This window comes from Castellaniella defragrans, assembly GCF_014203015.1.
GTDB lineage: Bacteria > Pseudomonadota > Gammaproteobacteria > Burkholderiales > Burkholderiaceae_B > Castellaniella > Castellaniella defragrans.
This window is the reverse complement of record NZ_JACHIB010000008.1, coordinates 131,518-155,320: the sequence shown is the minus strand read 5'-3', so window position 1 is coordinate 155,320 and position 23,803 is coordinate 131,518. Positions and strand designations below refer to the sequence as shown.

Here is a 23,803-nt window from a genome sequence, read left to right as displayed (position 1 = left end):
CGTCCGCGCCCTCGTCGGCGCCTTTGTCCGCGCCGTCCTCGGCGCTCCCGTCCGCGGCCCCGCCTGCGTCCGGCCGGGCCGGCGCCGCCCCGGGCCGGTCACGGCGCGCCGGCGGCCCGGCGCACCTGTCGCCGCACGCCTTGCTGAGCCCGGCGCAGATGGGCGCCGCCGACCGCGCCGCCCCGGCGGCGGGGGTGCCCGGCACCCGGCTCATGGCGGCCGCGGGCGCCGCCGTGGCCCGGGCGATCCGCGAGCGCTGGGCGCCGGCGCCGGTGCGGGTGCTGTGCGGGCCGGGCAACAACGGCGGCGACGGCTTCGTCGCCGCGCGCCTGCTGCGGGAAGCCGGCTGGCCGGTGCGGGTGGCGCTATGGGGCGGCCGCGACGCCCTGCGCGGAGACGCGGCCTGGGCGGCCGAGGCCTGGAGCGGGCCGGTCGAGCCCGCCGTTCCTGGCTGCCTGGACGGCGCCGGGCTGATCGTCGACGCCCTGCTGGGCGCCGGACTGAGCCGGGCGCCGGACGGCGCGCTGGAAGCGCTCATCCATGCCGCCAACGCCGCCGGCGCGCCGGTGTGCGCCATCGACGTGCCCACGGGCCTGGACGGCGCCAGCGGCCGCTGCCCGGGCGCGGCCGTCCGGGCCGATCTGACGGTCACGTTCTGCCGCCGCAAACCCGGCCATCTGCTGCTGCCCGGCCGCGCGCTGTGCGGCGCGCTGATCTGCGCCGGCATCGGCATGCCCGACGCCGCGCTGGACGCCATCGTCCCCGAGGCCCACGCCAACCATCCCGACCTCTGGGCGGATGCCTTCCCCTGGCCGCGTTCCGAGGGCCACAAATACCGGCGGGGCCATGCCCTGGTCGTGGGCGGCGGGCGCATGCTGGGCGCCAGCCGCCTGGCCTGCCTGGCGGCCGCGCGCATCGGCGCCGGGCTGGTGACGCTGGCGGCGCCGCCGGCCGCCTGGGCGATCCAGGCGGGGGCGCTGACCTCGGTCATGGTCGAGGCCCTGCCGCCGGACGGCGCGCTGGACCAGGCCCTGGCGGATCCGCGCCGCAATGCGCTGCTGATCGGTCCGGGGCTGGGCCGTGCGCCCGAGGGACGGGACCAGGTCCTGGCGCTGCTGGCGACCGGCCGGCCCTGCGTGCTGGACGCCGACGCGCTCAGCGTCTTCGCCGGCCAGCCGGACGCGCTGCTGGGCGCCTTGCACGGGCACTGCGTGCTGACGCCCCACGAGGGCGAGTTCGCCAGCCTGTTCGATGCCGCGCCGGAGGTTGCGGGCGGTGTGGCAGCGGGTGGCGCGAGTGGTACGGGCGGTGCGGACGGCGTGGGCGGTGCGGCATCCGCGCCGGCGGAGAGCAAGCTGCAACGGGCGCGCGCCGCCGCCCGGCGTGCCGGCGCGGTGGTGGTGCTCAAGGGCGCCGACACCGTGATCGCGGCGCCCGACGGCCGCTGCGTCATCAACGACAATGCGCCGCCGACGCTGGCCACCGCCGGGACGGGCGACGTGCTGGCGGGCTGCGTGACCGGCCTGCTGGCCGCCGGCATGCCGGCCTTCGAGGCCGCCTGCGCCGCCGTCTGGCTGCACGGCCTGGCGGCCGACCAGCTGGGCTGGGGGCTGCTGGCCGAGGACCTGCCGGGCGCCCTGCCCGGGGCGCTGGCCGTCCTGGCCGGCATGGATCGGGACGCGGAGGAATAATCCCATGGCGGACGTGGTCGCGCTGGTCTTCGATTTCGACGACACCCTGGCGCCGGACAGCACCTCGGGCTTCCTCCAGGACATCGGCGTGGACGTGCCGGCCTTCTGGCACGAGCAGGTCGATCCGCTGCTGAACCACGAGGACTGGGACCCGGTCCCGGCCTACCTGTACCGGATGCTGGAACTGTCCCGCTCGGGACCCCAGGGCCCCATCACCCGCGACCGCCTGCGCGACTGGGGGCGCCGGCTGCCGCTGCACGAAGGCGTGACGACGCTGTTCGAGCGCCTGCGCGAGCGGCTGCGCCATGCCCATCCCACCGTGCAGCTGGAGTTCTACCTGGTGTCCAGCGGCATCGGCGACGTGCTGCGCGAGACGCCCATCGCCGGCTGGTTTTCCGACATCTGGGCGTCCGAATTCCATTATGGCCCTGACGGCGCCATCGAGTTTCCGCGCCGCGTGGTCAGCTTCACCGACAAGACCCGCTACCTGTTCCACATCCAGAAGGGCATCATCGGCTCCGACTCGCGCAACAAGCCCTTCGAGGTCAACCGCAAGGTCGATCCCGACAAGCTGCGCGTGCCTTTCGAGCAGATGATCTTCGTCGGCGACGGCTACACCGACATTCCCTGCTTTTCCCTGATCCGTCGCTCGGGCGGGGTCGCGTTCGGCGTCTGGGACCCGCGCCACAAGGAAAAGCGCAGCCGCGCCTGGGGCTTCATCGAGGACGGCCGGGTGTCCAACCTGAACCAGGCGCGCTTCGGCGAGGACGCCGAGCTCTACCAGTGGCTGGAGGCCGCCGTCGAAAGCCTGGCCTCCAAGATCGTGCTGCGCGCGCGGATGTACCGTGGCTGAGTCCCGTCCGGTTCGACTGGCCGCGGCCCCGTCCGCCGAGGCGGCCGATCTCCTGGACGACGACGGCGCCATGGCGCTGGCGCTCGCCCAGGCCCGCCTGGCGGCGGAACTGGGCGAGGTGCCCGTGGGCGCCGTGGTGCTGGATGCCACCGGCCATCTGCTGGCGACCGGGCACAACCGCACGATCCTGGACCGCGACCCGACCGCGCACGCCGAGGTCGTGGCCCTGCGCGCCGCCGCCCGGCGGCTGGACAACTACCGCCTGACCGGCGCGCGCCTGTTCGTCACGCTGGAGCCCTGCGCCATGTGCCTGGGCGCCATGTTCCACGCGCGGCTGGCGGAAATCGTCTACGGCGCGCCCGATCCCAAGACCGGCGCCTGCGGCGGCGTGGTGGACCTGTCCGTCCAGCCGCGCCTGAACCACCACGCGCGGGTGCGGGGCGGGGTGGGGGCGCAGGCCTGCGGCGACCTGCTGCGCGACTTCTTCCGCGCCCGGCGCGCGGCCGGCCGCGCGGCGCGGGCCCAGGCGGCGACTGCGCCCGCGTCCGCTTCCTTCGTGCCCGCTTCCTCCTTGCCCGCTTCCGCCGCGCCCGCCGCACCTGCTACCCTGACGGCGAGCGCGGCACCCGCATCCTTCTCCGAAGCCCCCGAGGCCGACGCTCCCCTTTTACGGAATTCCCTTTCCATGCCCAAACAGAAACCCGCTTCCGCCGCGCCCGCCAGCCCGGCGCCCCATCCTGCGTCCCATCCGGCCGCCGGCGGCGAACACACGCACCTGGTCTGCGCCGACCTGGACTGCGGCGCGCACGGCGTGCATGAGCAGCCTTCCGGGATCTACCTGATCTCGCCCTCGGGCGCCGTGGCCGATCCCGCCGCTCTGGACCTGGCCGTCGAGCGGCTGCGCGCCCTGGGCTTTCGCGTGGCCGTCGACCGGACCGCGCTGGCCGTGCACGAACGCTTCGCCGGCACCGACAGGCAGCGCCTGGCGGCCATCCAGCGCGCGCTCAAGCAGAAGCACCCGGTCGTCATGGCGACCCGGGGCGGCTACGGCCTGAGCCGCCTGCTGCCGCAGATCGACTGGCGGGCCGTGGCTGACAGCGGCAAGACCTTCATCGGCCAGAGCGACTTCACCGCCTTCAACCTGGCCCTGCTGGCGCGCACCGGCGCGGTCAGCCTGGCCGGCCCCACCGCGGTGTTCGACTTCGGCGGCAAGAAGGTGGACGACCTGACCCAGGCCCTGTTCCAGGAAACGCTGTCGGGCGAGCTGGAGATCCTCAGCTTCGAGTCCCCCGGTGCCGATCCGGTGGATGCGCGCGGCATCCTCTGGGGCGGCAATCTGGCCATGGTGGCCTCGCTGGTCGGCACGCCCTACCTGCCCGACGTGCAGGGCGGCATCCTGTTCCTGGAGGACGTCTCCGAGCACCCCTTCCGCATCGAGCGCATGCTGACCCAGCTCTGGCACGCCGGCGTGCTGGAAAAGCAGCACGCCATCGTGCTGGGCCAGTTCACCGACTACCGCCTCGCGCCGCACGACAATGGCTACGACCTGGACGCGGTGGTGCGCTGGCTGCGCAAGACCGTGCGCGTGCCGGTGATCACGGGCCTGCCCTACGGCCACGTGAAGGTCAAGGCGACCCTGCCGGTGGGCGCCCTCGTCGGCATCGCCACCGAGGACGGCATGGCGCACCTGGTGCTGCGCGAGCACGGGCACTGAGCGGGTGGCCGTGCGGGCGGCGGAGTCAGGTCCGCATCGTCCGTGCCTCGTCCGGTCCGTTGCGCAGCACGTCGGCGAGCGCCGCGAAACCTTCACGCAGCGCCTGATCTCCACCCGGCGCGTTGCTCACGCTGGCGCGGATGTATTGAGGCAATGCGCCCCGCCCGACGCTGAAGGCTTCCGCTGTGGAGATCAGGTGTTGCCGCTTGCGTAAATCGTGCTCGATTTCGATTGCGCGCCATGGCGCGGGGACTTCTACCCAGACATGCGGGCAGCAGGGATGTGTCCGGTAAGTGAGCGTGTGCAGCAGATCGATGACCAGTGATTGGCGCCGCTCGATTTCCGCGACCTGCTGCGTCAGCAGCGTCCGAGCCGTTCCGTCCTGGATCCAGCGGCTTGCGAGTTCCAGCGGCAGAGGCGTCGCCATCCAGCACGAATTCCGTACGGACGCCGATATGCGGCCGACCATGGAGACCGGGGCGTGGACGTAGCCGACTCTCAGCCCCGCGGCCACCGCCTTGCTCATGCCGCCGATCAGGATGCCGCGTTCGGGCAACAGATGGCTGATGGGGAGGGGACGCTGGCGCATCAGTACTGCGTGGGTCTCGTCTTCGATGACGAAGAGATTGTGCGCGCGGCAGATGCGCGCGATCTCCTGCCGGCGTGCGAGTGACATCACCGCCGTGCTCGGGTTCTGGAGGGTGGGGGTGCAGTACAGGGCGACGACCCGATTGCAGCGGCAGAGTTCTTCCAGCGATTCAGGCAACAAGCCCTCTTCGTCCATATCCAGCCCCAGTACCTTGATGCCCAGGAGCCGGGCGGCGCTGATCAGCCCGGGGTAGGTGAGGTGTTCCGTCACCAATGTGTCGCCGGCGCGGAGCATGGCCATGAGCACGACGAGCAGGCCGTGTTGGCTGCCATTGACGCACACGACCTGCTGGGCTTGCGCATGAAATTCGTCGTGCGATAGCCATGTGGCGCCGGCCTGCCGATGGCGCGGCAAGCCGGCATCGGGTGCGTAGAGCGTCAGTTCCCGCAGACACTCGGATTCGTCGGACAGTTGCCGCAGGCTGCGGGCGAGCAGTTCGACCTCATTGCCGGGAATGTGCATGTTCCGGCTCATGTCATTGCAGACATCGGCGCCATCCACGAAGTTGCGAAAGCCCATTTCCTTGGGGCGCTCCTGGCTCTGCTCGCGGACGAAGGTGCCGTCTCCGACTCGCGCCACCACCCGGCCCATGCGCTCGAGTTCGCCATAGGCTCGGCTCACCGTGCCGGGGGTGATGCCCAGCTTGTCCGCCAGGATGCGGTGCGGGGGCAGTTTTGCGCCCGGTTTGAGGGTGCCATTGCGGATCGATTCCTCGATGCCTTGGGCGAGCCGCTTGTATTTCAGTCCGCTGCCTTCGACCAGAAAAGTTTCCAGTATTGAAATGGTGTCAATATTTGATTTGACTGGCATGATTTCCGAACATATGCTTGTTTCTCACCAAATAAAAATTCAATAAAGGATATCAATTTTTGATTGATATTATTATTAAAGGATTCATTAATGTCAATTTCTGATGTATCGGAAGAGGGCCGGAGGATACCGGTGGCCGGTCTGGTGACCGCCTTGCTGTTCCTGGTGGTGTGTCTCAGTTGGGGAACGACCTGGCTGGGCATCAAGATCGCAGTGGAAAGCGTGCCGCCGCTCACCGCGGCGGGGCTGCGTTTCCTGATCGCGTTCCCGCTCTTCCTGCTCTTCGCCGCGGCACGCCGGGCGCCGATCTTTTTCCCGCGCCGGCATCGGGCGTTCTTCGTATTCGTCGCGCTTGGCTACTTCAGCGTGCCGTACTACCTGCTGAACTACGGCGAGCAATACGTCGCTTCGGGTTTGACCGCGCTGCTGTTCAGCACCATGCCGGTCTTCATTTTGATCTTCTCCGCGCTCTTTCTGAAAGAGCGCATCTTCCTGTCGCAAATCGCCGGCATCGCGGTTGGATTCGGCAGCCTCTTCATGATCATCAAATCCCAGGGCCTGCACCTGGATTACTCGGAGCTTCTGGGGGCCGTTGCCGTCTTGGCGGCGGCGGTGATGCATGCGCTCGTCTACGTCATCACCAAACAGCGGGGCGCGGACATCGGGGTCATTACCTTCAATACGCTGCCGATTGGAATCGCGGGCTTGGGGCTGTTCGTGACCGGGTTGCTGGTCGAGCACCCGGACCTTTCCCTTGTCACCGCGAATTCCTGGGCCGCCCTGGCGTATCTCGGACTGGCGGCGTCAGTCGGCGGGTTTATCGTTTATTTCTTCCTGCTCAAGCGGCTGAGCCCGATCGTGCTGTCGTTCGTCTTCATCATCTTCCCGGTCTTCGCCATCGTCATCGGCACTTGGTACGAGGGGGCGGTGGTTTCTCTCGATCTGGTGGGTTTCACCACGCTGCTGCTGGTCGGCTTTGCCATCACCAAGCTGCCGGTCGAGAAGCTGCTTGGCAGGAAGACGTGAAGCCGGCACGATACCCGTGATTGGCTGCACGGGGCATCGTGCCGGCGGCCTGGAAGATCGCCTGCCGTGGTTGATCGGCAGTAACCTTGCTGTTTGGTCTTATTCGCCCTGGCTTGCCATGCGCTTGCTGCAGCAAGCTGCTGACTCCAGAGGGAGGGCAGTCTTGCTCAATCCCGAGTTCCTTTCGACGGGGCGGCTACGGTGGCATGGCCTTCCACCGTCAGACGGTAGCGCTGCATGCGGCTGGTGGGCGTATCGGGCAAGGTCATTTCAATCATGCCCATTTCGAGCAGCCGCCGGATCTGTTTGTGCAATTCTCCGGAAACCGTCTTGTGCCCCAGGGCTCTGGCCAACTGGGCCTTGCCCGACTCGTGCTCTTTCAGCAGCAATACGACTTTGGCCGCCAGGCTCGACTCTAGCCGTGACTCTAGCCGTGACTCTAGCCGTGAAATGTCGGCAGTGCCCAGAGGATGGGCCGGAGGAGACGGCTCCTTGATTTGAACAGACCGCCGATCCTGTGATAAATAGACGCTCAGCCGCACGCCGGTGGCTATTTCCGTCACCTTCGGTTCCGGCAGATCCTGGGCAACCGCTTCATCAAAGATCCGTCTGACGCCGCTGCCCCATTGCTCGATCATCCCCAATTCCCGAAATACCCGCGCGATGACGGGATTACGGATGCGGGAGACGCCGCTTTTCATATCCTCCACCGTCATGCCGGGCAGCAGCAGGCCAGGGCTCTCGACATCGACGCGATCATCGAAGAATGCGATGCGGATCGGGGTGCCGCGTTGGGAATAATCGCTGTGCACCAGGGCGTTGACGATTGCCTCGCGCAGGATGGTCAGCGGGATGCTCCATACGTCTTCCCGGCGCATGGCGCCAAATCGCGCGCTTTTGAAGGCATGTTTTTTCAGAAAGAATTCGATGGCCTCCACCGCCTGCGGCAGTGGATCATGGATTTCCATCTGGTCGAAGATATGGACCTTGTCCGTGCCCCGGAACCGCCCGCATTGCACCCAGGCGTCCGGAAAGTATTGTTCCCGATCCTTGCCGAAGAGCAGGACGGCTCCCTGGGTGGGAACCAGGCGATTCTGTTCGCGGCGGACCAGCTTCAGCGTGGCCAACGATTTTTCGTCCAGCGTTCGGCGGTCGCCAAACAGCTTTTGGGCGGCGGCCAGGTCCAGGTCTTCCAGAGTGAGTTCCGGCATGGTGATCTCATCGAACACCACGCCTCGTGCGGATCGCTGCAGTTCGGCGATCAGGTCCGGCCCCGCCTGGCGGTTGCTGGACCCCAGGCGCACGTAGACGCCTTGTTCCGGGCCCTGGGCTTTTACATGGTGCGGCCGGTTGCTGCTGGGAAAGACTTCGACGGCCAGCGCCGTGCGATTTCCTTGGCTGATGAGCTCCACGTTGGGAATCAGCCTTGGGACGATGGAGTCCGCGATCAGGTTGCAGATGCGCTCCTCCTCGTCCAGTGGGTCCGCCACCCCGATCAGCCGCCGCGCGTCATCCACACCAATGATCAGGCGTCCGCCGGCCGAATTGGCAAAGGCCACCAGAGTTTTGATCGCGTTGCGCGGGGAAGACAGATCCCGCTTGAATTCAAGCGTCTTGCCTTCGGGTGTCTGCAGCAGGGCATCCAGCAGCGGGCCATCCATGTCGATCCTCGTCCCCGGCCTCCAGCCAAAATGGCATGGTAGCCCACCTGCTAAACTAGCAGGTTGTTTTGACTCCAATTTTCCCCACCGCCACCGTGATCTCCACCAACAACCTCACCATCCAGTTCGGCTCCAAGCCCCTGTTCGAGAACGTCAGCGTCAAGTTCGGCGACGGCAATCGCTACGGCCTCATCGGCGCCAACGGCTCGGGCAAGTCCACCCTGATGAAGATCATCGGCGGCGACCTGGAGCCGACCTCGGGCAACGTCGCGCTGGAACCCGGCCTGCGGCTGGGCAAGCTGCGCCAGGACCAGTTCGCCTTCGAGGACGTGCGCGTGCTGGACGTGGTGATGATGGGCCACGTCGAGATGTGGAAGGCCATGGCCGATCGGGACGCCATCTACGCCAATCCCGAGGCGACCGAGGACGACTACATGCGCGCGGCCGAGCTGGAAGGCAAGTTCGCGGAATACGACGGCTACACGGCCGAGGCCCGCGCCGGCGAACTGCTGCTGGGCCTGGAAATCCCCGTCGAGCAGCACCAGCTGCCGATGCGCGAGATCGCCCCGGGCTGGAAGCTGCGCGTGCTGCTGGCCCAGGCGCTGTTCTCCAATCCCGACGTGCTGCTGCTGGACGAGCCCACCAACAACCTGGACATCAACACCATCCGCTGGCTGGAGAACGTGCTCAACGGCTACGACAGCACGATGATCATCATCAGCCACGACCGCCACTTCCTGAACGCCGTCTGCACCCACATGGCCGACCTGGACTACGGCGAACTGCGCGTGTATCCGGGCAACTACGACGACTACATGCTGGCCTCCACCCAGGCGCGCGAGCGCCAGGTGGCCGCCAACGCGCGCGCCAAGGAACGCGTCAGCGAGCTGCAGGACTTCGTGCGCCGCTTCGCCGCCAACAAGTCCAAGTCGCGCCAGGCCACGTCCCGCCTGAAGCAGATCGACCGCATCAAGGCCGAGACCGTGCAGGTCAAGCCGTCCTCGCGCCAGAACCCCTACATCCGCTTCGAGGTCAACAAGGTCCTGCACCGCCAGGCCGCGCACATCGAGGACCTGTCCAAGTCCTACGACCGGCCCATCATCCAGGGCCTGACCACCATGATCGAGGCCGGCCAGAAGGTCGCCATCATCGGTGCCAACGGGGTGGGCAAGACGACCCTGCTGCGCCTGCTGGCCGGCAAGCTGCCGCCCGACGAGGGCACGGTGCGCTGGTCCGAGAACGCCGACATCGGCTACATGGCGCAGGACGTGTCCGACCAGTTCGATTCCGACCGCGACCTGTTCGACTGGATGACGGACTACCGCCAGCCGGGCGACGAGGACCAGTCGATCCGCTCCGTGCTGGGCCGGCTGCTGTTCTCGGGCGACGAGATCACCAAGCCCGTGCGCGTGCTCTCGGGCGGGGAAAAGAACCGCATGAGCTTCGGCCGCCTGATGCTGGGGCGCCACAACGTCATGCTGATGGACGAGCCCACCAACCACCTGGACATGGAATCCATCGAGTCCCTGCAGTACGCGCTGGAACAGTACCAGGGCACGCTGGTGTTCGTCTCGCACGACCGCCAGTTCGTGTCGGGCGTGGCGACGCGGGTGATCGAGATCCTGCCCGACGGCCGGCTGAACGACTACCCGGGCACCTACGAGGAATACCTCGCGTCCCAGGGCATCGAGGCCTAGCGCGCGGCGGCCCGGACCGGAGAGGCCGCATTGGGTCCGCGAATCGTCGAACGCGGGATGCCCGCCACGGCGGGGATGCCGGGGCGGAATCGTCGGGGAAATCGTCGGGATGAGGACGGGGCGCAGGCATGCCGCATACGCTGACCGCCGCGGTCCGGCACGAGGCCGAGATCCGCAAGAGCCGCTTCCTGGCCCTGGCGGCGCCCATCGACGCACCCGAGGCCGCCCAGGCCTTTCTGGAGGCGTCGCGCGACCCCCAGGCGACCCACAACTGCTGGGCCTGGCGCTTCGGCGCGCACTACCGCTTCCACGACGACGGCGAGCCCGGCGGCACGGCCGGCCGGCCGATCCTGCAGGCCATCGATTCCCAGGGCTACGACCGCGTGGCGGTGCTGGTGATCCGCTGGTTCGGCGGCATCAAGCTGGGCACGGGCGGGCTGGCGCGGGCCTATGGCGGCACGGCCGCGGAATGCCTGCGTGTGGCGGAGCGGGTGGAACTGCGCGAGGAATGCCGGGTGTTGTGCGATTGTCCCTATGCGGACATGGACCGCGTGCAGGCGCGCCTGCTGGCGGCCGGCGCGCGCATCGAGCAGGCGGAATTCGACGGCCGTGGCGTGCGCTGGCGCCTGGCCGTGGCGCGCGCCGATGCGGCCGCGCTGCGGGCCTTGTACACCGACCTGACGCGAGGCCAGGGCCGTTTCGAGGCCGTGACCGAGCCCGGCCCCGGCTCGGCTCCAGCGGACTGAACCACGCCGGGCGAATCCAGGCGGCGTGCGGTCCGCAGGGCGCGGCAGGGCTTCAGTGCGTGGTTGCGCCGCGCTTTTCCTGGGCGGCGATTTCCGCGTGGACCTGCGCCATGTCCACGGCCTTCACCTGGGTGAGGAGTTCTTCCAGCTGCGAGGCCGACAGCGCGCCGGCCTGCTGGAACAGCAGCACGTTCTCGCGGAAGACCATCAGGGTCGGGATGGAGCGGATGCGCAGGGCGGCGGCCAGCTCGGGCTGCTCTTCGGTGTTGATCTTGGCGAAGGTGACGTCCGCGTGCTTCTCGGCGGCGGCCTCGAAGGTGGGACCGAACTGGCGGCAGGGGCCGCACCAGGGCGCCCAGAAATCGATGATCAGGGGCTGGACGGCCTGGGTGGCGGCCTGGAAGGTGTCTTGGGTGAGTTCGATGACGCTCATGGAGTCTCCGGGGGCGGGGCGGGGCGGCAGGATGCCGCCCGGATTTCCTTTTATATGAGGCCGATGAGCGTGTTTGCAAGTCGCTCCGGTTCGCCAGGCTGAACATGGTCCGCAGGGACTTTCAAGCCGTTGCATCCCTCCACCTCGCGGCCTGCATGCCGCTCGGATTCGCCAGGCTGAGAATGGTCTGCAGGGACTTTCAAGCCGTTGCATCCCTCCACCTCGCGGCCTGCAGGCCGCTCGGATTCGCCAGGCTGAGAATGGTCCGCAGGGACCATTCTCAGTCCTGTCTCATCCCGGAAACAGCGCGTATTTGATGACGAACAGCACGGCCACCAGCAGGGTGGCCGGGTGGATGTCGCGGAAGCGGCCGGACAGGGTCTTGATCGCCACGTAGCTGATGAAGCCGAAGGCCAGGCCGTTGGCGATGGAGTAGGTGAGCGGCATGGCGACGGCGGCGATGGCGGCGGGTACGGATTCCGTGATGTCGTCCCAGCGCACGTCCACCAGCTCGCGCAGCATCAGGCAGGCCACGTACAGCAGGGCCGGCGCCGTGGCGTAGGGCGGGACGATGGCGGCCAGCGGCGACAGGAACAGCGCCAGCAGGAACAGCACGGCGATGGTCAGCGCCGTCAGGCCGGTGCGCCCGCCCGCCTGCACGCCGGAGGCGCTTTCGACGTAGGCGGTGGTGCTGCTGGTGCCCAGCATGGAGCCGGCGACGATGGCGCAGCTGTCGGACAGCAGGGCGCGGCCCAGGCGGCCGGGGTTGCCCGGGCGGATCAGGCCGGCGCGGGTGGCCACCCCGATCATGGTGCCGGTGGCGTCGAAGACCTCGACCAGCACGAACACCAGGATCACGTGGAAGAAGCCGGTGTTCAGCGCCCCCAGGATGTCCAGCTTGAAGAAGGTGGGCTCCAGGCTGGGCGGGGCCGAGAAGACGCCCTGGAACTGGGTGTAGCCGGTCACGATCGACAGGATCGTGATGGCCAGGATGCCGATCAGGATGGCGCCGCGGACCTTCATGGCGCCCAGGGCGGCGATGATGAAGAAGCCCAGGACCGCGAACAGGGTGGTGGCGTGGGTCAGGTCGCCCAGGCCGACCTTGGTGGCCGGGTTGGCCACCACGATGCCCGCCGAGCCCAGCGCGATGATGCCCAGGAACAGCCCGATGCCCGCCGCGATGGCGGAGCGCAGCGAGGGCGGGATGCCCGCCACCAGCCATTCGCGGATGCCGGTCACCGTGAGGATCACGAACACCACGCCGGAAATGAAGACCGCCCCCAGCGCCTGCTGCCAGGTGTAGCCCATCTGCGCCACCACCGTGAAGGCGAAGAAGGCGTTCAGGCCCATGCCCGGGGCCATGCCGATGGGCCAGTTGGCCACGAAGGCCATGATGAGCGAACCCAGGGCGGCGGCCAGGCAGGTGGCGACGAAGACCGCGCCCTTGTCCATGCCGGTGCCCGACAGGATGTCCGGGTTGACGAAGACGATGTAGGACATCGTCAGGAAGGTGGTCAGGCCCGCCAGTAATTCCGTGCGGACCGAGGTGTCGTGTTCCTTGAGCCTGAAGAACTGTTCCAGCATGGTGTCTCCTGTCGGGTGGACGTCGATGTTCACTGCTTGTTTTTGCCGCCGGACCGCCCCGAGGCAAACCGCGCCCTTCCTGGGAAAGCGGCAAGCCGAAGGCGCGGCGTGGAGGCCGCTTTTTGACTGCGTCATTCTAAATCCCTTTCGGGATCGGTTGTAAGGATCGGTTGTAAACTGGCGCCCTATGCTGATCATCGGATTCGAGAGCTCCTGCGACGAGACCGGGGTGGCCGTGGCGTGCACCGAACGCGGCCTGCTCGCGCACGCCCTGCACAGCCAGGTCGCCATGCACCGGGACTACGGCGGCGTGGTGCCGGAACTGGCCTCGCGCGACCACATCCGCCGCATCGTGCCGCTCACGCGCCAGGTGCTGGACGAGGCCGGCGTGCGGGCGGACGCGCTCGACGCGGTGGCCTACACCGCCGGCCCGGGTCTGGCCGGGGCCCTGCTGGTGGGGGCCGGCTTCGCCCGCGCCTTCGCCTGGGCGCGGGACCTGCCCGCGATTCCCATCCATCACCTCGAAGGCCACCTGCTGTCGCCCCTGCTGGCCGAGGAAGCGCCCGCTTTCCCCTTCGTGGCGCTGCTGGTGTCGGGCGGGCATACGCAGCTGATGCGGGTCGATGGCGTCGGGCGCTACGAACTGCTGGGCGAGACCCTGGACGACGCGGCGGGCGAGGCCTTCGACAAGAGCGCCAAGCTGCTGGGCCTGGGCTATCCGGGCGGGCCGGAGCTCTCGCGCCTGGCCGAGCGCGGCGATCCCCACGCGCACGCGCTGCCGCGCCCCATGCTGCACAGCGGCGACCTGGATTTCAGCTTCAGCGGCCTGAAGACGGCGGTGCTGACCCGCATGCGGGCCCTGCAGGACGCCGGCCGCGCCGCCGATCCCGCGGCCCGCGCCGACCTCGCCGCCTCGACCGAGGCCGCCATCGTCGACGTGCTGGCGGCCAAGTCCCTGGAGGCGCTGCGCCGCACCGGGCTGAAGACCCTGGTGGTGGCGGGCGGCGTGGGGGCCAACCGGCACCTGCGCGCGCGCCTGGCGCAGGCGCTGGCCGCCCTGGGCGGCCGGGCGTATTTCCCGCCCCTGCACCTGTGCACCGACAATGGCGCGATGATCGCCTGGGCGGCCGTGCTGCGGGCGCGGGCCGGCCTGGTCGACCTGCCGTCCCTGCGCGGCGACGCGGCCTTCGCCGTGCGGCCCCGCTGGGACCTGCAGGACGTGTGCGTCGCCTGATCGCCCGGGGCGCGTTGCGGGCCGCACCGTGCGCGCGGCCGGCCCTTCCGATCGGGGCTGGCCTCCGACCCCCGGCGGCCCGGACCCCGGCGCCCCGGATCGACTGCCCGGAGGCCCGGATGGCCCCCCAGAGGCCCGGATGACTACGACTTCTTCTTCGAGCCGATGCGGCTTTCCTTGCCCGCCAGCAGCCGGGCGATGTTCTCGCGGTGGCGCGCCAGCAGCAGGACGCTGATGAACACGATCACGGAGATCGTGAGCGCGTCCGCGCGCCAGGCCACCTTGTCCCCCAGGATGTAGTAGAACGGCGCGAAGATGGCCGCCAGGATCGCCGCCAGGGACGAATAGCGCGTCACCAGCGCCACGATCAGCCAGGTGGCCGCCGTCGCCAGCGCCAGCCAGGGCTGCAGGGCCAGCAGCACGCCCAGGGCGGTGGCGACGCCCTTGCCGCCGCGAAAACCCAGGAACAGCGGATACAGGTGGCCCAGGAAGGCTCCCAGGCCGGCCAGGGGGATCGCCGCCCCGGGCAGCAGCCCGCGCTGCGCGGCCCAGGCGGCCAGCGTCACGGCCAGCCAGCCCTTGGCGGCGTCGCCGATCAGGGTCAGGACGGCCGCCAGCTTGTTGCCCCCGCGCAGCACGTTGGTCGCCCCGGGATTGCCCGAGCCGAAGCTGCGCGGGTCCTTCAGGCCCATGGCGCGGCTGACCACCACGGCGAAGGGAACGGAACCCATCAGGTAGCCGATGAGCAGGGCGGCGGCCACGCCGAGGATGGAAGCGAAAGTGGTCATGGCAGAGGGGGCGGCCGGAGCGGTCCGCGGGGGTGGGTGATGGGCGCATTCTAAAGCGCGGCGGCGCGCGGGTACAATTCGCACCATCCGGTTTCAGGCGGGAAGGAAGAAAATGCGCATCCTGGTGTCCAACGACGACGGCTACAACGCGGCGGGAATCGAAGCCCTGGTCGCGGCGCTGCGGCCCCTGGGCGAGGTCACGGTGGTGGCGCCCGAGACCAACTGCAGCGGCGCCTCCAATTCGCTGACGCTGCGCCGCCCCCTGACGGTGCGCCAGGCGGCCAACGGATTCCATTTCGTCAACGGCACGCCCTCGGACTGCGTCCACGTGGCCCTGACCGGGCTGCTGGGCTTCCGGCCCGACCTGCTGGTCTCGGGCATCAACAACGGCGCCAACATGGGCGAGGACACCCTGTATTCGGGCACGGTGGCGGCCGCGATGGAGGGCTACCTGTTCGGCGTGCCGTCCATGGCCTTTTCCCTGGTGGACCGCGAATGGCGCCATCTGGACTGCGCCACGCGGGTGGCGCACGATCTGGTGGCGCGGTTCCGCGACCGGCCCTGGGACGAGCCGCTGCTGCTCAGCGTCAACATCCCGGCGGTGCCCTACCGCGACCTGGCGGGCTTTCGCACCACCCGGCTGGGGCGCCGCCATCCGGCCGAGCCCGTCATCCGCAGCACCACGCCCTATGGCGAGACCGTATACTGGATCGGCCCGGTGGGGCGGGCGCTCGACGGCGGCGCCGAGACGGATTTCGGCGCCATCGAGGCGCACGCCGTGTCGATGACGCCCCTGCGCGTCGATCTCACCGACCATGCGCGCACCGACGCGGTCGCGCGCTGGATGGCAGACCGCGTGAGCGCCCCGGAGGCCCGATGAACAAGCCGCGTCACCCGCTGGTCAAGCCTGCCCGCAGTGCGCGCGCCGCTCCCGGGAGTTCCGCGCTGGGGCCCGGCTATTCGGCCGCCAACAGCAATACGCGCATCCATGGGCCGCGCCCGTTCACCCTGCCGCAATCCCCGGCCCGGGGGCAGGCCGCGCCCGCCGCCGTCAACCTGGGGCTGAATTCGGACCGGCTGCGCCTGCAGATGGTGCGCCGCCTGCGCGAGCAGGGCATCACCGACGAGCGGGTGCTGGCGGCCATGCAGGCGGTGCCGCGCCACCTGTTCGTGGACCAGGGCCTGGCCAGCCGGGCCTACGAGGACGCCGCCCTGCCGATCGGCTACGGCCAGACGATTTCCCAGCCCTGGGTGGTGGCGCACATGCTGTCGGCCATGTGCGACGGCCGCACGCCGGCGCGGGTGCTGGAGATCGGCGCGGGCTGCGGCTACCAGGCCGCCGTGCTGGCCCAGTTCGTGGCCGAGGTCCATGCCATCGAGCGGGTGCGCGGCCTGTACGAGCAGGCGCGCCTGAACCTGGCCCAGGGCCGCGCCCGGGGGCGGGTGCGCCTGACCTTCGGCGACGGCATGCAGGGCCTGGAGCACCGCGCACCCTTCGACGGCATTGTGGTCGCCGCCGCGGGGGTTAAAATCCCTGAAGTCTTGCTGCACCAGCTGGCTGTGGGCGCGCGCCTGATCGCCCCGGAAGGCGCCGCGCATCAAAGGCTGATCCTGATCGAGCGGACCGGTCCGTCTTCCTGGCACCGGCTCGAACTCGAAGATGTCCGATTCGTACCGCTGCGTCCCGGCACGCAGACTTAAGTAAGTAGGAGAACCACATGCTCGATGGGACGCTGGTGACAGATGCTCCGTTCACCCAATCGCCACGCACCGGGCGCCTTTTGCTGTTGACCGCCCTGCTGTCGGCCGCCGTCCTGTCGGGCTGCGCCTCGCGCTCCGCGCGCGCGCCCGTCGCCGATCATTCCACCGGCGGCGGCGCCACCGCCGCCACGAGCGCCCAGGCCTCGGGCACCTACGTCGTGCGGGCCGGCGACACGCTCTTCAAGATCGCCCAGGCCCACGACATGGACGTCTCCCGCCTGGCGCAGCTGAACAACATCAGCAATCCCTCCCAGCTGGCCATCGGCCAGGTCCTGCGCCTGGACGGCAACACCCCGATGCCCTCGGGCGGCTCGACGGCCACGACCTCGCCGGTCAAGACCACGCCCCCGGCCGGCGGCGAAGGCTCCGGGACGGCCTCCGCGGGCACGTCCGCGCCGGTCGAGACCACGGCGGCGCGCGCCAGCGACGCCAGCCTGATCTCCTGGGGCTGGCCGAGCAACGGCAAGATCATCCAGGGCTTCAACGCCACCACCAAGGGCATCGACATCGAAGGCGCGGTGGGCGCGCCCGTGACGGCCGCCGCCGAAGGCAAGGTCATGTACGCCGGCAACGGCGTGCGCGGCCTGGGCAACCTGATCCTGCTGGGCCACAGCAACGGCTTCATCACGGCCTACGCCCACAACCAGTCCCTGCTGGTCAAGACCGGCGAATCCGTGAAGAAGGGCGCGAAGATCGCCACCCTGGGCCAGAGCGACACCTCCTCGCCGCGCCTGCACTTCGAGATCCGCCGCCGCGGCACGCCCGTGAACCCCTTGTCGTATCTGCCGGCGCGATGATCCCGACGCTGGTCTTCGACCTGGAAACGATTCCGGATGCGGACGGCCTGCGGCGCCTGAACCCCGAATGGGCGGACCTGGACGACGACGCCCTCGTCGAGGCCGCCCTGGCGCGGCGCCGCGAGACCCACGGCAACGATTTCCTGCCGCTGCACCTGCAGAAGATCGCCGTCATCGGCTGCGTGTTCCGCGACGACCAGGGCTTTCGCGTGCGCACCCTGGGCCAGGCCGACGATCCCGAGGAAGTCCTGATCTCGGGCTTCTTCAAGACCATCGGCCATTACACGCCCACCCTGGTCAGCTGGAACGGCTCGGGCTTCGACCTGCCGGTGCTGCACTACCGCAGCCTGATCCACGGCGTGGCCGCGCCGCGCTACTGGGACACCGGGGAAGACGACCGCGACTTCCGCTTCAACAACTACCTGAACCGCTACCACACCCGCCACGTCGATCTGATGGACGTGCTGGCGAAGTTCAACGGCCGCGCCAACGCGCCGCTGGACCAGCTCGCCAAGCTGTGCGGCTTTCCCGGCAAGCTCGACATGGACGGCGGCCAGGTGTGGCAGGCCTGGCATGCGGGACAGCGGGACCACGTGCGCAATTACTGCGAGACCGACGTGGTCAACACCTGGCTGGTGTATTGCCGCTACCGGCTCATCAAGGGCGAACTGGACGCCGCCGCCTACGCGGCCGAGCTCGCGCTGGTGCGCGACACCCTGGCGGCGATCGATGCGCCGCACTGGCAAGAATTCCTCTCCGCCTGGCCTCATGTCTGAACCCATCCTGCTGTCCCTGGACGTCGAATCGCTGGATCTCGAAGGGCAGGGCATCGCCCACCACGAGGGCAAGGTCGTCTTCATCGAGGGCGCCCTGCCCGGCGAGCGCGTCCTGGCCCGCGTGACGCGGCGCAAGCCGTCCTACGACAAGGCTAAGGTCGAACGCATCCTGCGGCCCTCCGCGCAGCGCACCCGGCCGCCGTGCCCGCATTTTGGCGTCTGCGGGGGCTGCGCCATGCAGCACCTGGAGCCGGCCGCGCAGATGGCCGTCAAGCAGCGCGCCCTGGAAGACGCCCTGGCGCACATCGGCAAGGTCCGGCCGCGGCAGATCCTGCCGGCGCTGCAGGGGCCGGCCTCCGGCTACCGCCACCGCGCGCGCCTGTCCGTGCGGCTGGTGCCGAAGAAGGGCGGCATGCTGGTGGGTTTCCGCGAGCGCGCCAGCAGCTACGTGGCCGACATGCAATCCTGCCTGGTGCTGCCGCCGCACGTCTCGGCCCTGCTGATGCCGCTGCGCGACCTGGTCGGCGGCCTGTCGCGGCCCGACCGCGTGCCGCAGATCGAGGTGGCCGTGGGCGACGAGGCCACGGTCTTCTGCCTGCGCCACCTGGAACCCCTGACGCCGGCCGACCTGGACCGCCTGCGCGCTTTCGGCGCGCGGCACCGCATCGACTGGTGGCTGCAACCCAAGGGGCCGGAGACGGCCCATCCGCTGGATCCGGCCCGCGCCGACGCGCTGGCCTACGCGCTGCCGGCCTACGGCCTGCGCATGCACTACCGGCCGACCGATTTCACGCAGGTCAACCCGCACATCAACCAGGCCCTGGTCGCCCGCGCGCTGAGCCTGCTGGACGTGCAGCCGGGCGACCGCGTGGCCGATCTGTTCTGCGGCCTGGGCAATTTCAGCCTGCCGCTGGCCACGCAGGGCCGCGCGGTCGTGGGCATCGAGGGCAGCGCCGCGCTGGTGGCCCGCGCCCGCGAGGACGCCGCCCGCCAGGGCCTGGCGGACAAGGCATCGTTTGCCGAACTCAACCTCTTCGAGGTGGACGCCGGCTGGCTGCGTGGCCTGGGCCATTTCGACCGCATGCTGATCGATCCCCCGCGCGAGGGCGCGCTGGCCGTGGCGCAGGCCCTGGCTGACCTGGCACCGGACGAACGTCCGCGCCGCGTCGTCTACGTGTCCTGTAATCCCGCCACCCTGGCGCGCGATGCCGGGGTGCTGCACCACGTGGGCGGATGGACGCTGGCGGCCGCGGGCGCGGTCAACATGTTCCCGCACACGGCGCACGTGGAGTCGATCGCGGTCTTTGAACCCTGAAGGAAACCGCATGAGTCACGGGCAATGAGTCACGGGCATTCCGCTCCGGACGCGAACGGAAGACGCGCCATCCCGCGCACGGTCTGGATGCTGGGCCTGGTCAGCCTGTTCATGGACCTGTCCTCGGAGCTCATCCACAGCCTGCTGCCGATCTTCCTCGTCTCGGGCCTGGGCGCCAGCGTGCTGGCCGTGGGCGTCATCGAAGGCGTGGCCGAGGCCACCGCCCTGATCGTCAAGGTCTTCTCCGGCGCGATCAGCGATTTCCTCGGCCGGCGCAAGGGCCTGCTGCTGGCGGGCTACGGCCTGGCGGCGCTCAGCAAGCCCCTGTTTCCCCTGGCGCATTCGGTGGGCATGGTGTTCGCCGCGCGCTTCATCGACCGCATCGGCAAGGGCATCCGGGGCGCGCCGCGCGACGCCCTGGTGGCCGATGTGACGCCGCCGGACATCCGCGGCGCGGCCTTCGGGCTGCGCCAGTCCATGGACACCGTGGGCGCGGTCCTTGGGCCGGCGCTGGCGGTCGTGCTGATGCTGGCCTTCACGGACATCCGCCACGTCCTGTGGTTCGCCGTCGTGCCCGGCGTCGTCGCCATGGCCCTGCTGTTCTGGGGCGTGCGCGAGGCGCGCCCCGATCCGGCGGAGGCGCGGGCGTTCCGCTCGCCCATCCGCTGGGACGCGGCGCGCGGCTTCGGCGCCGCCTACTGGCGGGTGGTGGCGATCGGCGCGGTGTTCACGCTGGCCCGCTTCAGCGAAGCCTTCCTCATCCTGCGCGGCCAGGACATGGGCCTGAGCGCCGCCTGGGCGCCCGCCGTGCTGATCGTGATGTCGCTGTTCTTCACGCTGTCGGCCTATCCGGCCGGCCGGCTGTCGGACCGCGTGCCGCGCAGCGCCATCCTGGCGGCCGGCCTGGTCCTGCTGGTGCTCGCGGACCTGGCGCTGGCGGCCACGAGCGGCGGCGCCTGGCTGCTGCTGGCGGGCGCGGCGCTGTGGGGGCTGCACATGGGCTTCAGCCAGGGCATCCTGGCCGCGATGGTGGCCGACACGACGCCGGCGGGCCTGAAAGGCACGGCCTTCGGCATCTTCAACCTGGCAAGCGGCATCTGCATGCTGCTCGCCAGCGTCCTGGCAGGCTGGCTGTGGCAGTCCTGGGGGCCGTCCGCGACCTTCCTGGCGGGCGCGGGCTTCGCCGCCGCGGCGCTGCTGGGCCTGGGCGTGCCCGTGGGGCGCGGGAAGCGGGGGTAGGGCGGCAGCCGCCGCGCGGGGCCGGACCCGATCGGATACGGCCCGATCGGATACAGTAAGGCCTCCTGTTTCTGTTTTTTCTGCCGTTCGGATCGAGCACGCCATGCCGCCCACGCTGGACACCGCAAGGACCCCATTGGAAATCTGGCTGGATGCCTGGGTTCTGCCCTGGGTGCCCCAGGAGCCCTGGGCTCAGGCCCTGGTGGGCACGCTGGCGCTGGCGGGCGTGGTGTGGCTGGCGGGCCTGCTGGCTTCGCGCGGACTGGCGCTGGCCCTGGGGCGCGCCTTGCAGGCCCTGGGCCGGGACGACTGGAGCCGGGCGGTGGCGCGCCGCGGCGTCTATCGCCACCTGGGCCACGCCGTGTCCCTGCTGCTGATCGCCGCCAACATCCGGCTGCTCTCCATCGGCAGCCGGATCGAAGCCTCCCTGGAGCGGCTGATCCAGGCGGTCGCCCTGATCTACGTGTTCCTGGCCCTGACCCGGCTGCTGCGCGCCTGGCAGGACGTCAACATGCTGCGGGTGCAGCAGGGCCGGGGGCGTCCCATCAAGGGGTATCTCGAAATCGCGCAGCTGGCCGTCTGGGCGCTGTGCCTGGTGCTGGTGGTGTCCGTCCTGCTGGACCAGTCGCCCCTGCTGATGATTTCCGGCCTGGGCGCCTTGTCCGCCGTGCTGCTGCTGGTGTTCAAGGACACGCTGCTCTCGCTGGTGGCCAGCACGCAGATGAACACCAACGACATGCTGCGCATCGGCGACTGGATCGAGATGCCCCAGGCGGGCGCCGATGGTTTCGTGATCGACATGGCCCTGCACACCGTGAAGGTGCAGAACTGGGACAAGACCGTCACCACGATTCCCACCTACAAGCTCTTTTCCGAAAGCTACCGCAACTGGCGCCAGATGTTTGAATCGGGCGGGCGGCGCATCAAGCGCACCTTGCGCATCGACGCGGAATCGGTCCGGTTCCTGGACGATGCCGAAATCCTGGCGCTGCGCCGCTACCGCTTGCTGGGCGACTATCTGGCGGCCAAGCAGTCGGCCCTGGACGATGCCAACCAGGCCCTGCGGGAAGCCGCCGAGATTTCGGCCAACCGGCGCCGCTTGACCAATCTGGGCACGTTCCGGGCCTATGCGCTGGCCTGTCTGCAGCGGAATCCGGACATCCGCCAGGACATGACCATGATCGTGCGCATGCTCGAGCCCGACAGCCAGGGAATCCCGGTGGAGGTCTATTGCTTTTCGCGCCTGACGGCCTGGGTCGATTACGAGCGGGTCCAGGGCGACCTGTTCGACCATCTGCTGGCCATTCTGCCGGAACTGTCGCTGCGGGTGTACCAGGCGCCTTCGGGACACGTGTTCGCGCGCCTGGCCGGCGCGGCGGGCGGCCCGCGCGACGCGCCCGCCGCGCCGCCGCCCGGGAACGGCGGCGCGGGAACGCCGGGGGATTAGGCCTGTCCGCCGCCATCCACCTCGCCGCTTGCAGGCGGCCCGGATTCGTCAGGCACCGATCAGTCCGCAGGGGCCGACCCGTGTCCTGACTCGTCCAGGATCCGCCGCGCCTCGATGCGCACGCGCTCGGGCGCGGTGCCGCCGATGTGCTTGCGCGCGGCGACCGACCCTTCCAGGGTCAGCACCTGGAACACGTCGTCCTGGATGTCGGCGTGGAAGCCGCGCAGTTCGTCCAGGGACTGGTCGGCCAGGTCGCAGCCGCGCTCCTCGCAGGAGCGCACCGCCAGCGCCACGGTCTCGTGGGCGTCGCGGAAGGGCACGCCGCGCTTGACCAGGTAGTCGGCCAGGTCGGTGGCGGTGGCGTAGCCCTGCAGGGCGGCGGCGCGCATGGCGTCGGCCTTGACGCGCACCCCGCCGATCATGTCGGCGAAGATCGTCAGCGTGTCGCGGATCGTGTCGGCGGTGTCGAACAGGCCTTCCTTGTCTTCCTGGTTGTCCTTGTTGTAGGCCAGGGGCTGGCCCTTCATCAGGGTCAGCAGGGCGACCAGGTGGCCGTGCACGCGGCCGGTCTTGCCGCGCGCCAGTTCGGGCACGTCGGGGTTCTTCTTCTGCGGCATGATCGAGCTGCCGGTGCAGAAGCGGTCGGCCAGGTCGATGAAGCCCACGCGCGGGCTCATCCACAGGACGAGCTCTTCGGACAGGCGCGAAATGTGCGTCATGACGAGCGCGGCGGCCGCGCAGAACTCGATGGCGAAGTCGCGGTCGGAGACGGCGTCCAGGGAATTGCGGCAGACCTCGTCGAAGCCCAGGGTGCGGGCGACGCGCTCGCGGTCGATGGGGTAGGACGTGCCCGCCAGCGCGGCCGCGCCCAGAGGCAGGCGGTTGGTGCGGCGGCGGCAGTCGGCCAGGCGCTCGGCGTCGCGGCCGAACATTTCCGCGTAGGCCAGCAGGTGGTGGCCGAAGGTGACCGGCTGGGCGACCTGCAGGTGGGTGAAGCCCGGCAGGATGGTGTCCGCGTGCTCCAGCGCCAGGGCGGCCAGCCGCTGGCGCAGCTGCCCCAGCAGCCCGATCGCCAGGTCGATCTCGTGGCGCAGCCACAGGCGGATGTCGGTGGCCACCTGGTCGTTGCGCGAACGGCCCGTGTGCAGGCGCTTGCCCGCGTCGCCGATCAGCTCGACCAGGCGCTTCTCGATGTTGAGGTGGACGTCTTCCAGGTCCAGCGACCAGGTGAAGTCGCCGGCGCGGATCTCTTCCAGGATCTGCGCCATGCCGCGCTGGATGTCGGCCAGGTCGGCGGCGCTGATCACGCCCACGGCGGCCAGCATGTCGGCGTGGGCGAGCGAGCCCTGGATGTCGAAGGCCGCCATGCGCTGGTCGAAGCCGACCGAGGCGGTGTAGCGCTTGACGAGGTCGGAGACGGGCTCGGAGAAGCGGGCCGACCAGGCCTGCGACTTGTTGTCGAACTGATTGTGTGCGGACGGGGTGTTGGGATTGGGCATAGTGGGCGCATTATAAGGGAGGGGCCGTCCCGCGCGGCCGCCGCCGTGGCCGCCGCCGGGCCGGGCGGCCGGCGTCTGCGCTA

General features: G+C 69.5%; 20 protein-coding genes and 1 pseudogene. 15 read left to right on the top strand and 6 right to left on the bottom strand.

Translation table 11 applies throughout. From position 1 onward, the window contains the following. Positions 1 to 140: 140 nt before the first annotated feature. From HNR28_RS08510 to HNR28_RS18415, 4 genes and pseudogenes are all read left to right on the top strand, one after another. Positions 141 to 1,691, top strand: a complete 1,551-nt coding sequence (locus tag HNR28_RS08510; protein ID WP_280528031.1) for an NAD(P)H-hydrate dehydratase — start codon at positions 141 to 143, stop codon at positions 1,689 to 1,691. 4 nt (positions 1,692 to 1,695) lie between these two features. Beyond that, positions 1,696 to 2,544, top strand: coding sequence for an HAD family hydrolase (locus tag HNR28_RS08505; RefSeq protein ID WP_043682057.1), 849 nt, complete (start codon positions 1,696 to 1,698; stop codon positions 2,542 to 2,544). Further along, a pseudogene (gene tadA / locus HNR28_RS18420) lies at positions 2,537 to 3,061 on the top strand (tRNA adenosine(34) deaminase TadA); the annotation flags it as partial. The gene HNR28_RS08505 and the pseudogene tadA, both read left to right, overlap by 8 nt. 168 nt (positions 3,062 to 3,229) lie before the next feature. Next, positions 3,230 to 4,258, top strand: a complete 1,029-nt coding sequence (locus HNR28_RS18415; protein WP_170288472.1) for an LD-carboxypeptidase — start codon at positions 3,230 to 3,232, stop codon at positions 4,256 to 4,258. Between the two features lie 25 nt (positions 4,259 to 4,283). On the opposite strand, the gene HNR28_RS08495 is transcribed toward HNR28_RS18415, so the two are convergent. After that, positions 4,284 to 5,717 carry an aminotransferase-like domain-containing protein gene (locus tag HNR28_RS08495; protein WP_151024787.1) on the bottom strand — a complete coding sequence of 478 codons (1,434 nt, stop codon included), beginning with the start codon at positions 5,715 to 5,717 and terminating at the stop codon, positions 4,284 to 4,286. A 90-nt stretch (positions 5,718 to 5,807) separates the two neighbouring features. On the opposite strand from HNR28_RS08495, the gene HNR28_RS08490 reads away from it, so the two are divergent. After that, on the top strand, positions 5,808 to 6,743 hold the full coding sequence (locus tag HNR28_RS08490; protein ID WP_211369315.1) for a DMT family transporter: 936 nt from the start codon (positions 5,808 to 5,810) through the stop codon (positions 6,741 to 6,743). A 167-nt stretch (positions 6,744 to 6,910) separates the two neighbouring features. Here HNR28_RS08490 and HNR28_RS08485 read toward each other — a convergent pair whose 3' ends face one another. Beyond that, positions 6,911 to 8,404, bottom strand: coding sequence for an AlbA family DNA-binding domain-containing protein (locus tag HNR28_RS08485; protein WP_151024788.1), 1,494 nt, complete (start codon positions 8,402 to 8,404; stop codon positions 6,911 to 6,913). Between the two features lie 95 nt (positions 8,405 to 8,499). On the opposite strand from HNR28_RS08485, the gene HNR28_RS08480 reads away from it, so the two are divergent. Further along, positions 8,500 to 10,101 carry an ABC-F family ATPase gene (locus HNR28_RS08480; RefSeq protein WP_151024799.1) on the top strand — a complete coding sequence of 534 codons (1,602 nt, stop codon included), beginning with the start codon at positions 8,500 to 8,502 and terminating at the stop codon, positions 10,099 to 10,101. A gap of 128 nt (positions 10,102 to 10,229) precedes the next feature. Next, positions 10,230 to 10,847, top strand: a complete 618-nt coding sequence (locus HNR28_RS08475; protein WP_151024789.1) for an IMPACT family protein — start codon at positions 10,230 to 10,232, stop codon at positions 10,845 to 10,847. Between the two features lie 52 nt (positions 10,848 to 10,899). Here HNR28_RS08475 and trxA read toward each other — a convergent pair whose 3' ends face one another. Further along, a complete protein-coding gene (trxA, locus tag HNR28_RS08470; protein ID WP_043682061.1) occupies positions 10,900 to 11,280 on the bottom strand; it encodes a thioredoxin in 381 nt (126 codons plus the stop codon). Between the two features lie 291 nt (positions 11,281 to 11,571). After that, the gene (locus tag HNR28_RS08465; protein WP_151024790.1) at positions 11,572 to 12,864 is read right to left on the bottom strand and encodes an NCS2 family permease; all 1,293 of its coding nucleotides are present in this window, start codon (positions 12,862 to 12,864) and stop codon (positions 11,572 to 11,574) included. A 187-nt stretch (positions 12,865 to 13,051) separates the two neighbouring features. On the opposite strand from HNR28_RS08465, the gene tsaD reads away from it, so the two are divergent. Further along, entirely contained in the window at positions 13,052 to 14,098 is a 1,047-nt protein-coding gene (gene tsaD, locus HNR28_RS08460) for a tRNA (adenosine(37)-N6)-threonylcarbamoyltransferase complex transferase subunit TsaD (RefSeq protein WP_151024791.1), read from the top strand. 143 nt (positions 14,099 to 14,241) lie between these two features. Here tsaD and plsY read toward each other — a convergent pair whose 3' ends face one another. Then, a complete protein-coding gene (gene plsY, locus HNR28_RS08455) occupies positions 14,242 to 14,886 on the bottom strand; it encodes a glycerol-3-phosphate 1-O-acyltransferase PlsY (RefSeq protein ID WP_151024792.1) in 645 nt (214 codons plus the stop codon). 112 nt (positions 14,887 to 14,998) lie between these two features. Between plsY and surE the strand changes: the two genes are divergently transcribed. From surE to HNR28_RS08420, 7 genes are all read left to right on the top strand, one after another. Further along, the gene (surE, locus tag HNR28_RS08450; protein ID WP_043682065.1) at positions 14,999 to 15,766 is read left to right on the top strand and encodes a 5'/3'-nucleotidase SurE; all 768 of its coding nucleotides are present in this window, start codon (positions 14,999 to 15,001) and stop codon (positions 15,764 to 15,766) included. Continuing rightward, positions 15,763 to 16,587 carry a protein-L-isoaspartate(D-aspartate) O-methyltransferase gene (locus HNR28_RS08445; protein WP_151024793.1) on the top strand — a complete coding sequence of 275 codons (825 nt, stop codon included), beginning with the start codon at positions 15,763 to 15,765 and terminating at the stop codon, positions 16,585 to 16,587. Before surE ends, HNR28_RS08445 begins: the two co-directional genes overlap by 4 nt. A gap of 17 nt (positions 16,588 to 16,604) precedes the next feature. Beyond that, entirely contained in the window at positions 16,605 to 17,444 is an 840-nt protein-coding gene (locus HNR28_RS08440) for a peptidoglycan DD-metalloendopeptidase family protein (protein WP_151024794.1), read from the top strand. After that, complete coding sequence (locus HNR28_RS08435; RefSeq protein ID WP_151024795.1) at positions 17,441 to 18,220, top strand: 3'-5' exonuclease; 780 nt, start codon at positions 17,441 to 17,443, stop codon at positions 18,218 to 18,220. Before HNR28_RS08440 ends, HNR28_RS08435 begins: the two co-directional genes overlap by 4 nt. Further along, positions 18,213 to 19,535, top strand: a complete 1,323-nt coding sequence (gene rlmD, locus HNR28_RS08430; protein WP_170288471.1) for a 23S rRNA (uracil(1939)-C(5))-methyltransferase RlmD — start codon at positions 18,213 to 18,215, stop codon at positions 19,533 to 19,535. The genes HNR28_RS08435 and rlmD overlap by 8 nt, the downstream gene beginning before the upstream one ends. A gap of 24 nt (positions 19,536 to 19,559) precedes the next feature. Then, positions 19,560 to 20,774, top strand: coding sequence for an MFS transporter (locus HNR28_RS08425; protein WP_151024796.1), 1,215 nt, complete (start codon positions 19,560 to 19,562; stop codon positions 20,772 to 20,774). Positions 20,775 to 20,877: 103 nt separating this feature from the next. Further along, positions 20,878 to 22,221 carry a mechanosensitive ion channel family protein gene (locus HNR28_RS08420; protein ID WP_151024797.1) on the top strand — a complete coding sequence of 448 codons (1,344 nt, stop codon included), beginning with the start codon at positions 20,878 to 20,880 and terminating at the stop codon, positions 22,219 to 22,221. A gap of 59 nt (positions 22,222 to 22,280) precedes the next feature. On the opposite strand, the gene argH is transcribed toward HNR28_RS08420, so the two are convergent. Next, on the bottom strand, positions 22,281 to 23,720 hold the full coding sequence (gene argH, locus HNR28_RS08415) for an argininosuccinate lyase (protein WP_151025599.1): 1,440 nt from the start codon (positions 23,718 to 23,720) through the stop codon (positions 22,281 to 22,283). Between the last annotated feature and the right edge of the window lie 83 nt (positions 23,721 to 23,803).

Coding starts and splice junctions, on each gene's coding strand:
- HNR28_RS08505 (WP_043682057.1), top strand. CDS start 1,696: ATGGCGGACGTGGTCGCGCTGGTCTTCGATTTCGACGACACCCTGGCG.
- HNR28_RS18415 (WP_170288472.1), top strand. CDS start 3,230: ATGCCCAAACAGAAACCCGCTTCCGCCGCGCCCGCCAGCCCGGCGCCC.
- HNR28_RS08495 (WP_151024787.1), bottom strand. CDS start 5,717: ATGCCAGTCAAATCAAATATTGACACCATTTCAATACTGGAAACTTTT.
- HNR28_RS08490 (WP_211369315.1), top strand. CDS start 5,808: ATGTCAATTTCTGATGTATCGGAAGAGGGCCGGAGGATACCGGTGGCC.
- HNR28_RS08485 (WP_151024788.1), bottom strand. CDS start 8,404: ATGGATGGCCCGCTGCTGGATGCCCTGCTGCAGACACCCGAAGGCAAG.
- HNR28_RS08475 (WP_151024789.1), top strand. CDS start 10,230: ATGCCGCATACGCTGACCGCCGCGGTCCGGCACGAGGCCGAGATCCGC.
- trxA (WP_043682061.1), bottom strand. CDS start 11,280: ATGAGCGTCATCGAACTCACCCAAGACACCTTCCAGGCCGCCACCCAG.
- HNR28_RS08465 (WP_151024790.1), bottom strand. CDS start 12,864: ATGCTGGAACAGTTCTTCAGGCTCAAGGAACACGACACCTCGGTCCGC.
- tsaD (WP_151024791.1), top strand. CDS start 13,052: ATGCTGATCATCGGATTCGAGAGCTCCTGCGACGAGACCGGGGTGGCC.
- plsY (WP_151024792.1), bottom strand. CDS start 14,886: ATGACCACTTTCGCTTCCATCCTCGGCGTGGCCGCCGCCCTGCTCATC.
- surE (WP_043682065.1), top strand. CDS start 14,999: ATGCGCATCCTGGTGTCCAACGACGACGGCTACAACGCGGCGGGAATC.
- HNR28_RS08445 (WP_151024793.1), top strand. CDS start 15,763: ATGAACAAGCCGCGTCACCCGCTGGTCAAGCCTGCCCGCAGTGCGCGC.
- HNR28_RS08440 (WP_151024794.1), top strand. CDS start 16,605: ATGCTCGATGGGACGCTGGTGACAGATGCTCCGTTCACCCAATCGCCA.
- HNR28_RS08435 (WP_151024795.1), top strand. CDS start 17,441: ATGATCCCGACGCTGGTCTTCGACCTGGAAACGATTCCGGATGCGGAC.
- rlmD (WP_170288471.1), top strand. CDS start 18,213: ATGTCTGAACCCATCCTGCTGTCCCTGGACGTCGAATCGCTGGATCTC.
- HNR28_RS08425 (WP_151024796.1), top strand. CDS start 19,560: ATGAGTCACGGGCATTCCGCTCCGGACGCGAACGGAAGACGCGCCATC.
- HNR28_RS08420 (WP_151024797.1), top strand. CDS start 20,878: ATGCCGCCCACGCTGGACACCGCAAGGACCCCATTGGAAATCTGGCTG.
- argH (WP_151025599.1), bottom strand. CDS start 23,720: ATGCCCAATCCCAACACCCCGTCCGCACACAATCAGTTCGACAACAAG.